The sequence below is a fragment of the Delftia sp. WSY_12 genome, assembly GCF_043104645.1.
GTDB lineage: Bacteria > Pseudomonadota > Gammaproteobacteria > Burkholderiales > Burkholderiaceae_C > Comamonas > Comamonas tsuruhatensis.
The window spans coordinates 106874-118512 of sequence record NZ_JBICKW010000054.1; the positions used below are offsets into that span (position 1 = coordinate 106874).

13 protein-coding genes are annotated in these 11639 nt (G+C 68.3%); 7 read left to right on the forward strand and 6 right to left on the reverse strand.

The annotated features are described in order from the left end of the window. Positions 1-107: 107 nt before the first annotated feature. Both ACF8LI_RS23755 and ACF8LI_RS23760 read left to right on the forward strand, forming a co-directional pair. Positions 108-1886, forward strand: a complete 1779-nt coding sequence (locus ACF8LI_RS23755; protein WP_392414385.1) for an IlvD/Edd family dehydratase — start codon at positions 108-110, stop codon at positions 1884-1886. A 57-nt stretch (positions 1887-1943) separates the two neighbouring features. Continuing rightward, positions 1944-2636: a GntR family transcriptional regulator gene (locus tag ACF8LI_RS23760; protein ID WP_392414386.1), complete on the forward strand. Its 693-nt coding sequence runs from the start codon at positions 1944-1946 to the stop codon at positions 2634-2636. A gap of 31 nt (positions 2637-2667) precedes the next feature. Here the strand turns inward: ACF8LI_RS23760 and ACF8LI_RS23765 are convergent, their stop codons facing one another. Together ACF8LI_RS23765 and ACF8LI_RS23770 are read right to left on the reverse strand one after the other, a co-directional pair. Then, complete coding sequence (locus ACF8LI_RS23765; protein WP_047327871.1) at positions 2668-2943, reverse strand: type II toxin-antitoxin system ParD family antitoxin; 276 nt, start codon at positions 2941-2943, stop codon at positions 2668-2670. A gap of 66 nt (positions 2944-3009) precedes the next feature. After that, positions 3010-3843: an AraC family transcriptional regulator gene (locus tag ACF8LI_RS23770; RefSeq protein ID WP_392414387.1), complete on the reverse strand. Its 834-nt coding sequence runs from the start codon at positions 3841-3843 to the stop codon at positions 3010-3012. A 70-nt stretch (positions 3844-3913) separates the two neighbouring features. On the opposite strand from ACF8LI_RS23770, the gene ACF8LI_RS23775 reads away from it, so the two are divergent. Then, entirely contained in the window at positions 3914-4576 is a 663-nt protein-coding gene (locus tag ACF8LI_RS23775) for an MSMEG_1061 family FMN-dependent PPOX-type flavoprotein (protein ID WP_392414388.1), read from the forward strand. Between the two features lie 27 nt (positions 4577-4603). Next, positions 4604-4999: a hypothetical protein gene (locus ACF8LI_RS23780; RefSeq protein WP_392414389.1), complete on the forward strand. Its 396-nt coding sequence runs from the start codon at positions 4604-4606 to the stop codon at positions 4997-4999. A gap of 52 nt (positions 5000-5051) precedes the next feature. Here ACF8LI_RS23780 and ACF8LI_RS23785 read toward each other — a convergent pair whose 3' ends face one another. Beyond that, entirely contained in the window at positions 5052-5405 is a 354-nt protein-coding gene (locus ACF8LI_RS23785) for a hypothetical protein (RefSeq protein ID WP_392414390.1), read from the reverse strand. A 408-nt stretch (positions 5406-5813) separates the two neighbouring features. Here ACF8LI_RS23785 and ACF8LI_RS23790 point away from each other — a divergent pair, with 408 nt between their 5' ends. The 3 genes from ACF8LI_RS23790 to ACF8LI_RS23800 all read left to right on the forward strand — a co-directional run bounded on the left by ACF8LI_RS23790 (position 5814) and on the right by ACF8LI_RS23800 (position 8968). Beyond that, a complete protein-coding gene (locus ACF8LI_RS23790) occupies positions 5814-8054 on the forward strand; it encodes a TonB-dependent receptor (RefSeq protein WP_392414391.1) in 2241 nt (746 codons plus the stop codon). Positions 8055-8150: 96 nt separating this feature from the next. Continuing rightward, positions 8151-8480 carry a type II toxin-antitoxin system PrlF family antitoxin gene (locus ACF8LI_RS23795; protein ID WP_043790977.1) on the forward strand — a complete coding sequence of 110 codons (330 nt, stop codon included), beginning with the start codon at positions 8151-8153 and terminating at the stop codon, positions 8478-8480. After that, positions 8477-8968, forward strand: coding sequence for a type II toxin-antitoxin system YhaV family toxin (locus ACF8LI_RS23800; protein ID WP_047219182.1), 492 nt, complete (start codon positions 8477-8479; stop codon positions 8966-8968). The genes ACF8LI_RS23795 and ACF8LI_RS23800 overlap by 4 nt, the downstream gene beginning before the upstream one ends. 14 nt (positions 8969-8982) lie before the next feature. Here ACF8LI_RS23800 and ACF8LI_RS23805 read toward each other — a convergent pair whose 3' ends face one another. The 3 genes from ACF8LI_RS23805 to ACF8LI_RS23815 all read right to left on the reverse strand — a co-directional run bounded on the left by ACF8LI_RS23805 (position 8983) and on the right by ACF8LI_RS23815 (position 11617). Continuing rightward, positions 8983-9495: an MgtC/SapB family protein gene (locus ACF8LI_RS23805; RefSeq protein WP_016448386.1), complete on the reverse strand. Its 513-nt coding sequence runs from the start codon at positions 9493-9495 to the stop codon at positions 8983-8985. Positions 9496-9609: 114 nt separating this feature from the next. Continuing rightward, positions 9610-11013 (reverse strand): chloride channel protein, encoded by a 1404-nt coding sequence (locus ACF8LI_RS23810; RefSeq protein ID WP_047219181.1) that lies wholly within the window; start codon positions 11011-11013, stop codon positions 9610-9612. Positions 11014-11287: 274 nt separating this feature from the next. Next, a complete protein-coding gene (locus ACF8LI_RS23815) occupies positions 11288-11617 on the reverse strand; it encodes a DHCW motif cupin fold protein (protein ID WP_013800515.1) in 330 nt (109 codons plus the stop codon). Positions 11618-11639: the final 22 nt, after the last annotated feature.

The window sequence follows — 11639 nt, forward strand, 5'->3', positions numbered from 1 at the left end:
GGTGATAACGACGATAATAATCCGCGGCATCCGCCGCTATCCTGCCCCACGACAAAGCAGCGCCTGCATTCCGACCCCGCCAAGACCCTCTGCAAAGCACCCCACCCATGACCGACCCCAAGACTCCCGATGGCGCTCCAGGCCATGACATCGCCCCCGCCGATGCGGCCACGGGCATCTCCAAGGGCCTGACCAACTACGGCGACCGCGGCTTTTCGCTGTTCCTGCGCAAGGCCTTCATCAAGGGCGCGGGCTACACGGACTCGGCGCTGCAGCGGCCCGTCATAGGCATCACCAACACGGGCAGCAGCTACAACCCCTGCCACGGCAATGCGCCCCAGCTCATCGAGGCAGTCAAGCGCGGCATCCTCATGGCGGGCGGCCTGCCCATGGACTTCCCCACCATCTCGGTGCACGAAAGCTTCTCGGCGCCGACCAGCATGTACCTGCGCAACCTCATGTCCATGGACACCGAGGAGATGATCCGCGCCCAGCCCATGGATGCCATCGTGCTCATCGGCGGCTGCGACAAGACGGTGCCGGCCCAGTTGATGGGCGCGGCCTCGGCCGGCATCCCGGCCATCCAGCTGATCACCGGGTCGATGCTCACCGGCTCGCACCGCAGCGAGCGCGTGGGCGCCTGCACGGACTGCCGCCGCTACTGGGGCAAGTTCCGCGCCGAAGAGATCGACGCCGAAGAGATCGCCGACGTGAACAACCAGCTGGTGGCCAGCGTGGGTACCTGCTCGGTCATGGGCACGGCCAGCACCATGGCCTGCATTGCCGAGGCGCTGGGCATGACCGTGCCCGGCGGCGCCTCGCCCCCCGCCGTCACGGCCGACCGCATCCGCATTGCCGAGCAGACCGGCACCGAGGCCGTGCGCATGGCGCGCGAGGGCCTGACCATCGACAAAATCCTCACGCCCGCCGCCTTCGAAAACGCCATGCGCGTGCTGCTGGCCATCGGCGGCTCCACCAACGGGCTGGTGCACCTGGCCGCCATTGCGGGGCGCATGGGCTATGACATCGACCTGCAGGCCCTGGACCGCATGGGCCGCGACACGCCCGTGCTGCTGGACCTCAAGCCCTCGGGCGATCACTACATGGAGGACTTCCACCACGCGGGCGGCATGGCCACGCTGCTGCGCGAGCTCAAGCCCCTGCTGAACCTGGATGCCCTCACCGTCACCGGCCGCACGCTGGGCGAAGAGATCGATCGCGCCGGCCCCGGCTTTGCGCAGGACGTGGTGCGCCCGCGCTCCAACCCCATCTACCCGCAGGGCGGCATCGCCGTGCTGCGCGGCAACCTCGCGCCGGGCGGCGCCATCATCAAGCAGTCGGCCGCCCATCCCCGGCTCATGGAGCACGAAGGCCGCGCCGTGGTCTTCGAGAACGCGGCCGACCTGGCCCACCGCATCGACAGCGACGATCTGGACGTGACGGCCGACGACATCCTCGTGCTCAAGAACATCGGCCCCAAGGGCGCGCCCGGCATGCCCGAGGCCGGCTACATCCCCATCCCGCGCAAGCTGGCGCGGGCCGGCGTCAAGGACATCGTGCGCATCTCCGACGGGCGCATGAGCGGCACGGCCTTCGGCACCATCGTGCTGCACGTCACGCCCGAATCAGCCGTGGGAGGGCCGCTGGCCCATGTGAGGAATGGCGACCGCATCACGCTGTCGGTGGCGCGCCGCGAGCTGACGCTGCAGGTCGGCGACGAGGAACTGGCCCGCCGCGCCCGCGAGCAGCCGGTGGCCGTGCCCACGGCCGAGCGCGGCTACCGCAAGCTCTTCCTCACCACCGTGAACCAGGCCGACCAGGGCGTGGACTTCGACTTCCTGCGCTGCGCCACCGAGCGCGGCACCATTCCCGGCCGGCGTGAATAGTCGGCGCAGGCGGTCAATTCGGACAAAATGGCGTCTTTGTCCCAACCGCCTGTCTTGATGGTCGCTGCCGCCCCATTGCCGATTTCCCTGGATGCAGAACCCGCGCCGGCACCGGACGCCCTGGGCGCCATGGTGGCCGCGCTGGAAGAGGACGTGGTCTTCGGCCGGCTGCACCCGCGCGAACGCCTGGTGGAGGACGACCTCATGGCCCGCTTCGACGTCAAGCGCCATGTGGCCCGCGAGGCCCTGGCCGCGCTGGACCGCATGGGCCTCATCGAGCGCCGCAAGAACGTGGGCGCCCTGGTGCGCTCCTTCTCCACCCAGGAAGTGCAGGAACTGTACGAGCTGCGCGGCATGCTGGAAGTCGAGGCCGCGCGCAAGATCCCCCTGCCCGTTCCCCCCGAAAGCCTGGACCGCCTGACCGCCATCCAGCAGCAGCACGACGCCGCCGTGGCCGAAGGCAACGCGCGCCTGGTGTTCCGCATCAACCTGGCCTTTCACCAGGAACTGTTTGCACTGGCGGGCAACGACACGCTGCACAAGGCCATCACCGAATACGCGCGCCAGACCCACCCCATCCGCTTCGCCTCCCTGGTCTCGGCCGACTACCGCGAGCGCGCACGCCAGGAACACTGGCAGATGATCGAAGCCCTGCGCGCCCAGGACCGCGACGCCCTGGTCCGCCTGTGCGCCGAGCACCTGCTGCCCTCGCGCGATGCGTATCTGAATGCGCAGTTGCAGCGGTTGTAGGCGAAGTCACCCAGGAGCGACGCGGGCAGCGTCACGCGCCGTTGCCGCCGCTGCGCTCGGCAGCCAGACGCTCCCGCAACTGGCCGAGGGTGACGGTGCTGGAGGGATCAGCCCTCAAGGCGTCATAAGCAGGGCCTACCTCCAGGTGCAGCCAGCTATCCAGGCCGCGATCCTTGTCCATCAGCGCTTTCAACCCCGCGCAGATCACCTCGCTTTCGCTGGCGTACTCACCGGCCCTCACTTTGGCCCTGACCGCATCGGCGATGTCATTGGGCAAGGTGATGCTCATTTGCTGAGTGGTCTGCATGGGCGGCTCCCTGTAGGCAAGTGAGTGATCCTACTTTCATGTGGCAATCCAGTCACCGACCCCGCCTCAACTTGCACTCGCCCCCAACCTCCCCCGGTACGCCGCAGGCGTCTCCCCGAACGTGCGCCGGAACAAGCCGATGAAGGCGCTGGCCGTGGCGTAGCCCAGGTCCAGCGCGATGTTCGTCACCGGCGCACCGGCGGCCAGCATCTCCAGCGAGCGCATCAGCCGCGCGCGCTGGCGCCAGGCGGTGAAGCTGAAGCCCGTCTCCGACACAAAGCGCCGGCTCAGCGTGCGCGAGCTGACTGCGGCCCAGCGCGCCCAGGCCTCCAGGTCGCGGGCATCGGCCGGGTCGGCGATCAGTGCGCGGGCGATGCGCTGCAGGCGCGGGTCGGCGGGCAGGGGCAGGCCCAGGGGCTCCACGGGCAGGGTGCGGATCTCGTCCAGGATCACCGCCATCACATGGGCACGGGCCCGGTCCGCCGAAGGGCCTGGTTGCACGGGCTGCGTTGTGGGCACGCCTTGCTGCCATCCCCAGCCGGCGGCGCGCAGCACGGCCTCGCGCAGCAGGCCCGAGGTGCGGATGGCGCAGGGCCGCTTCGGCAAGTCGGCGCAGGCCGGCTCCGCCACATAGACGCTCCAGCCGTGGAAGGGACCATGGGAGCGGCCCGAATGCAGCTGGTGCGGCGGCAGCCAAACGGCATGGATGGCGGGCACCACCCAGACCGCGTCTTCCACGCCCACCGACAGCAGCCCGCGCAGCGAGCCGAACAGCTGGCCGCGCGCGTGGCGGTGCGGCTCGGAGGCCAGCTCCTCGTCCTGGTTGCCCACGGCCGCGATCAGCACGGGGCCATCGGCACGGTTCACATGGCTGACCAGTTCAAGAATGGCATCGGGCATGGCGTCTTTGAGCTATTTGTTGGCCGATCCAGTCTACAGCCGCCAACGCCTTTGTTCTTACGCTTGTGCCATGCACACAGACAACACCGCCCTTGCAGAGCCGCCAGGCCCGGCCATCGACCTGGACTCGCTCTACGCCGCCCCGGCAGAAAGAATCCAGAAGGCCGTGCGCGACCGCCTGTCCGACTTCCACGAGGCCTATCTGCGCCAGGCCAGCTTCTTTTGCCTGGCCACGGCCGGCGAACGCGGCCTGGATGCCTCGCCGCGCGGCGGGCCACCCGGCTTTGTGCAGGTGCTGGACGAGCGCACCGTGGCCTTTGCCGACTGGCCCGGCAACAACCGCATCGAATCCCTGCGCAACCTGCAGGCCGATGACCGCCTGGCCATGCTCTTCCTGTTCCCGGGACTGGACATCTTCCTGCGCATCAACGGGCGCGGCCGCATCTCCACCGACCCCCATCTGCTGCAGGAGCTGAGTGAAGGCAGGGGCACGCCCAAGACCGCCACCGTGGTGCTGGTCGACGAGGTGCTGCTGCACTGCGGCAAGGCCATCCACCGCTCCGGCCTCTGGAACCCGTCAAGCCAGCTGGACCGCACCGCCCTGCCCACCGTGGGCCAGATGATGGCCGCCCTCACGCAGTTGGCCGATGCCACGGCGCCCGCCATGGATGCCGCCCAACAGGAACAGGCCAACGCCCACTACGCCCATGCGGTCAGGAACGACCTGTACTGACGGCCCGCCCCTTTCAGGAGAAATGCCATGCTGCTCGACACCACCCACTTTCCCCTGGTCTACCTGCGCGAGCATGCGGCGCAGAAGGCCCGCACCAACGAAGACGCATCGGCCGAAGGCCAGCTGGAATCCCTGCTCGACCAGGGCCGGCACTTCGTGCTGCTCACCGATCACCTGCCCGGCGACCACCCCGAGGAAAGCCACGAAGAACGCAAGCAGCGCGCCCTGTTCTTCAAGCGCAACCGCGAACGCATGCGCCAGCTGTGCCGGGGCATGGTCGTCATCACGCGCGAGCGCGCCGTGCCCGCCGCCCTGCGCCTGGCCGTGCAAGGCATGGGCAAGGCGCTGGGCATGCGGGTTGCGTTCGTGCAGGGGGAGGATGAGGCGCAGGCGTGTTCGCGGGAGCTGCTGGCCAGCGCCTGAGCAGGCGCCGATGCCCTCGGCGCGCGCACCTGGCCCGGTGCACGCTGCGGCGCTAAGCCGCCGAATCCCGCACGGCCTGCGCCACGCGCGCCTCATCGGCCGCCTTCTCGGCCTCGCGCAGCCGCCGTTGGGCCAGATTGCGGTACGTGCTGCCTGCCGAGATCGCCTTGCTTCTGGAGCAGTCGCCCGTGAACAGGGCGTTGTGGCGAATCATCTTCAAGGCCTCGGCCACCACGTCCAGCCGCTGGCAGCCCTCCGGCGTCTCCAGCCACTTCAAGGCCATCTGCGCCGTGGCCGAGATCTCGGCGCAGCCCTCATCCACCAGCTTGTGGATCTCGGAGATATCTCGCGTCAGCCGCTCAATCCTGGCGGCCGAGGTCTTGGCCTGTTCCTTGGTCTGCTTCATGGCTGCGCCCTCCGTGCGAAGTGGAGCAAAGAGCGCCCCAGTTGCAGGGGTGACAAGGTATGGAAAAGACCGGCCGAAGTGAATGCGGTCATGAAAAAGCCTGCGATACCAGTGAACTGGGCGCAGACCAAGGGGTGAGAAACGGTGATCATCGTTCCGTGCTCCGGTAAGGGACAGAACTCGCTTTCGGGGAGGCTCAACCGCTGTGTATTGGTGTTCTTACGCACCGGCCCCGGGACAGGGGGCCGACCGGATGATAAGCAAGTTTCCACAGCCGGCACAAGCGCAGCTTCGGCAGCGATGCGCTGGCAGGGATGTGGGCACAAACAGACACATCTCCCTACAAGCTCCATACGGGGGAGTCGCATCGATAAAATTATTGGGAATCATTCTCATCCCGTTTTCTCCATGCACTCCCCCCTCCACACGCTGACCCCGATCGCCGGGGCCCTGGCCCTTCTTTTGTCTGCTGGCGCCGCATGGGCCCAGCCTGCCCCTTCCACGACAACGGCCGCACCCGAGCTGGGCACCGTCACCGTGGAGGCCAGTGCCGATGCGTCGGCTGAAGGCCTGTCCAAGCCCTACGCGGGCGGCCAGGTGGCGCGCGGCGGGCGGGCCGGGATTCTGGGCACGCGCGACAACATGGAGACGCCGTTCTCCATCACCAGCTACACCAACGAGCTGATCCAGGACCGCCAGGCCAAGAGCGTGGGCGATGTGCTGCAGAACGATCCTTCCGTGCGCGTGGCGCGCGGCTTCGGCAATTTCCAGGAGTCCTACTTCGTGCGCGGCTTCGTGCTGGGCTCGGACGACGTCGCCTACAACGGCCTGTATGCGTTGCTGCCGCGCCAGTACATCGCCACCGAGCTGTTCGAGCGCGTGGAGCTGCTGCGCGGCGCATCGGCCTTTCTGATGGGCGCCAGCCCCAATGGCGGCGGCCTGGGCGGCAACATCAACCTGCTGCCCAAGCGCGCGGGCAGCGATCCGCTGTCGCGCGTGACGGCGGGCATTGCCAGCGGCGGCCAGGCCTTCATGGCGGCGGACGTGAGCCGGCGCTTCGGCCCCGACCAGGCCACGGGCATCCGCCTCAATGCCGCGCACCGGGGCGGCGATACCGCCATCGACCAGGAAAGCTCCAAGCTCGATCTGTTGTCCGTGGGCATGGACTGGCGCAGCCGCAATGTGCGCCTGTCGGGCGACATCGGCTGGCAGGACAACCGCCTCAAGCGCACGCGCACCAACGTCACGCCGGGCGCAGGGCTGGCCGCCATTCCTGCGGCGCCCGATGCTTCCTCCAACTGGGCCCAGCCCTGGACCTATTCCGACGAGCGCGACCTGTTCGGCACGCTGCGCGGCGAATGGGACATCAACAGCAACGTGACGGCCTGGGCCGCCTACGGCCTGCGCCGCAGTTCAGAGAACAACTCGCTGGCCAACATCACGCTGGCGGCGGCCGGCAATGGCGCGGCCACCACCAGCCGCTTCGACAACGCGCGCAAGGACCGCGTGAGCACAGGCGAGCTGGGCGTGCGCGCACGCCTGAACACGGGCAGCGTGGGCCATGAGATCGTGGCCAGCTACTCGGCCTTCGACCTCAAGGTCTACAACGCCTACGGCATGAGCACCGGCGGGGGCAGCAACACGCTGGCCACCAATCTCTACGACCCGCGCTACTACGCGATCACGCCGCTCAACTACCTGGGCAACGACCTGTCCAACCCCGCCTACAACCGGGGCACGCGCCTGAACAGCTTTGCCTTGGGCGACACGCTGTCGCTGATGGACGGCCGCATGCTGGTGACGGCCGGCGTGCGCCGCCAGACCATAGAGACCGACTCGGTGAGCTATCGCATCGTCAGCAACGGCGCGGTCACCAGCCAGGGCGGCGTGCGCACGGCCTATGACCAGAGCCGCACCAGCCCGGTGCTGGGCGCGGTGTTCAAGCTCACGCCCCAGGTATCGCTTTACGGCAACTACATCGAGGGACTGGCCCAGGGCGACACGGCGCCGGCCAAGTCGGGCGACACCATCATCGCCAACGCGGGCCAGCAAATGTCGCCCTACGTGACCAAGCAAAAGGAAGTGGGCGTCAAGTACGACGGCGGCAAGCTGGGCGGCGGCCTGGCCTTCTTCTCCACCGACAAGCCGCGCTCGCTGATCGACGGCAACCTGTTCACCTCGGCCGGCAAGGACCGTCACCAGGGCGTGGAATTCAACGTCTTCGGCGAACCCATGCGCGGCCTGCGCCTGCTGGGCGGCGCCACCTGGCTGGACGCCAGGCAGCAAAGCACGGGCCGCGCCACCACCGACGGCAAGCGCGTCATCGGCGTGCCGCGCTTCCAGGCCACGGCGGGCGTGGAGTGGGATGTGCCGGGCATCAACGGCCTGGCGCTGGACGGCCGCCTGGTGCACACCGGCGCCAGCTACGCCAACGACGTCAACACCCTGCGCGTGGCCGGATGGAACCGCCTGGACCTGGGCGTGCGCTACATGACCGAAGTGCAGGGCAAGCTGCTCACGCTGCGCCTGCGCGTGGACAACGCGACGGATCGCAACTACTGGGCCTCCGTGGGCGGCTACCCGGGTTCGGGCTACCTGACGGTGGGCGGTCCGCGCATGTTCTCGCTGAGTGCGAGTGTGGATTTCTGAGGCGCGAGGCGCGTGCTTTCCGGGAAGGAACCTTTCGCCCGGGCATGGTAATGCACCTGCATTACCATGCATGGCAGCCTATCAGGAGATGCCATCATGTTTTCGACACTTGAAGCCGAATCCACGCTCACTGACCGCTACCAGACCACCATCCCCGAAGCCGTTCGCCGCGCATTGCACCTGAGCAAGCGCGACAGGATCCACTACACCATCCTGCCCGGCGGGGAGGTCGTGCTCAGTCGCGCCGACTCCACCGAGGATGCCGATCCCGTGCTGGGCCAGTTTCTCGGCTTTCTGGCCCAGGACATGGCAGCCCACCCCGAGCGCCTGCAGACCATGGATGCCCGTCTGGCGCAGCAGATCCAGGCGCTGACCGAAGGCATCGAGGTCGATCTGGATGCACCGCTTTCGGCAGACGACGAATGAGCGCCGTACCGCCCGCCCCCTTGCGCATTCACGGCTGGACGGTATTCATGCACCCGCTTTTCCTGGCCCAGCTACAGGCGTTGAGCCAGGAAGTGGAGGGTCTGAAAACGAAGGACCCTGGCGGGTACACACGCAAGAACGCGACCAAGCGATTGGCGGCGATCCGCAAGCTGGCATTCGATGTCATCCCGCAGGATCCGACGCGGCCAGACTACCGCCAGGGCCATACCCTGGGCGAGGAGCACAAGCACTGGTTTCGGGCCAGGTTCTTCCAGCAGTACCGCCTGTTCTTTCGCTTTCACGCCCCCAGCAAAATCATCGTGTTCGCCTGGGTCAACGATGAGGACACCAGGCGAGCCTATGAGGGCAGCGACGATGCCTACAGGGTGTTCCGAAAAATGCTCGCCAACGGGCACCCTCCTGGCGATTGGGACAGTTTGCTGGCACAGGCGAAGTCCCCGCCACCCGACTCACAGCCGCACGCCTGAGCCGCAGCCCGCCCTCAGGTCTCGCGCGGCTTGGTGTCCGGCTCCGCGTCATCGTGCGGGGGCGGCGCACTGACCACATGCGGCAGCATCACGAGGATGACGATGGCCAGCAGCGTGGCCAGCAGCGCGATGGCTTCGCGCCCCAGGCCGCAGGCCACGCCGATGGCGGCCGTCATCCAGATGCCGGCTGCCGTGGTCAGGCCCTGCACCTGTTCCTCGGAGTGGCGCTTGATGATGGCGCCCGCGCCCAGGAAGCCTACGCCGGCCACCACGCCCTGGATCACGCGGCTCATGTCGGCAATGTCCATGCCGCCGCGCTCGGGCACCAGCACGAACAGCGCCGCGCCCATGGCCACCAGCATGTGGGTGCGCAGGCCTGCGGCCTTGCCCTTGTGCTCGCGCTCGTAGCCGACGATGCCGCCCAGCAGCGCCGCCAGCAGCAGGCGCACCATGACGCGCGTGACCTCGGCCGCATCGGGCAGGCTGGAAAATTCCTCGACCAGGGTGTTGGCCACTTCCTCCCACATGCCGCGTTCCTTTCCTTGGGTTTGCGTCCGGACTCAGGAAGGGAGCATGGCGTGGCGTGCAGCACACCCAGGCCATCGGCATTCGCCATTGGCTGTCAGCCAAGCGCGCCCGCTTCAGGCGCCTGCGGGCTTGTCCTGGTCCTTCGGGGGAGAGGCCTGCTCGGGCACCGGTGCGGGTGCCGACGCAGGAGCAGGAGCAGGAGCAGGTGCGACCACCATGCTCAGCATGTGCTGGGCCAGCGTCTCGTACAGCGGCCGGGCCAGCATGCGCGAGACCAGGCTGGCCAGCATGGCCGCCGCCATGAGGCTGAGCACCATGGAGTGGCCGTCCACCATCTCCATGACGATGATGAAGGCCGTCAGCGGCGCCTGCGTCACGGCGGCCAGGAAGGCGGCCATGCCCATGGCGATGAGGGCGGGCGCGATGTCTGCGCCCATGAGGCCGGCCACGTTGTGGCCCACGCCCGCGCCAATGGACAGCGACGGCGCGAAGATGCCGCCCGGCACGCCCACCCAGGCCGACAGCCAGGTGGCGATGAACTTCAGGGTGACGTAGAACGAAGGCACGTCGGCCTGGCCCGCCAGCATGTGCTTGACGGCTTCCGAGCCCGCGCCGAAGGTGGCGCCGCCCGTGACCATGCCGATGACGGCGATCACCAGCGCGACCGCCGCCGCGAAGCGGATGGGAAAGCGCGCGCGCAGCTGGTTGAGCCGCTCGGGCGCGCGGGTCAGCGAGGCGGCCAGCAGCTTGGCGAACAGGCCTCCCAGCACGCCGCAGGCCAGGGTCACGCACAGGCCCGGCAGCAGCGCGTCCCAGGTCAGGTGGGGCACCTGGATGCGCCCGAAATAGCTGAGGTTGCCGAAGGCCGACACGCCCATCAGGCCGGCCAGCACGATGGCCGCGATGATCAGGCCGCTGGAGCGCGACTCCAGCTTGCGCGACAGCTCCTCGATGGCGAAGACCACGCCGGCCAGCGGCGCGTTGAAGGCCGCCGCAATGCCGGCCGCGCCGCCGGCCACCAGCAGCGCATGGTGGCTGATACCCGAATGAGGGCCGAACCAGCGCCGCGCATGGTGCATGACACCGGCGGCCACCTGCACCGACGGCCCCTCGCGCCCGATGGACAGCCCCGCCGCAAAGCCTGCGCTGGCCAGCGCCATCTTGGCGAAGGACAGCCACAGCGACACGAAGCGCCCGCGCTGCGTGGAGTCCAGCGCCGGGTCCAGCGTGGCGATCACCTGCGGAATGCCCGATCCCGCCGCACCCGGCGCCCAGCGCCGCGTGAGCCACACGGCGCCCGCCGTGACGGCAGGCATCCACAGCAGCACGGCCCAGCCGCCCTGCCAGTGGTAGATGCTCTCGAAGAATTCGAAGCCCGCGTCGGCCATCAGCGTGAAGGCCACCACGCACAGCCCGGCGGCGGCGGCATAGGCCAGCACGATGGTGCGGTCCAGCCAGCGCCTGCCGTCCCGGAATTCCTGGTTCAGGTTGTGGAGGAAGTCGGGTTCTTGCTGCATCGCGTGAAGAGGCTGGGCGAAAGCTCTTCATTGTGCACAAGCCCGGCCACAAGGGCTGTCGCCATCGGCAATGCCTACTTCGCCGCTGAGTTGATGGCCGATGACTGTGTACCTGGAGAGCCGTCCGTCAGGCATTCCACCCCCCGGCATGGGCACCCTGGCAACCCGTGCCGTACGCCACTCAATGACGGCACGTTTGCGCAGCTCTCGCCCGCGCCGGCGCGAACCTGTCGCAGACCTGCAGCGCGCTGCCGTGCCGATCGTGCCTGCAGGTTCAGTCCACCACGAAGAGCCTGGCGCCCTTGGGCGAGCGCGAGCGGTGCGGCTCGGCGTTGTCCGCCACCTGGTAGCTCATGCCGGGCGTCAGCGTGAAGCGGCGGCCGTCCGCCAGTTCGGTCTCCAGCTCCCCTTCCAGGCACAGCAGCACATGGCCCTTGGTGCACCAGTGGTCGGAGACATAGCCGGGCGTGTACTCCACCGTGCGCACGCGGATGTTGCCGAAGTTCTGCGTGCGCCAGAACGCCTGGCCGGCCTCGGCCGAATGCTCGGTGGGCGCCACGGCGGCCCAGTCGGTGGTGTTGAAGGGGATGTTGTCCATCTGCATGGCGGGATTCCTTGATGAAGGG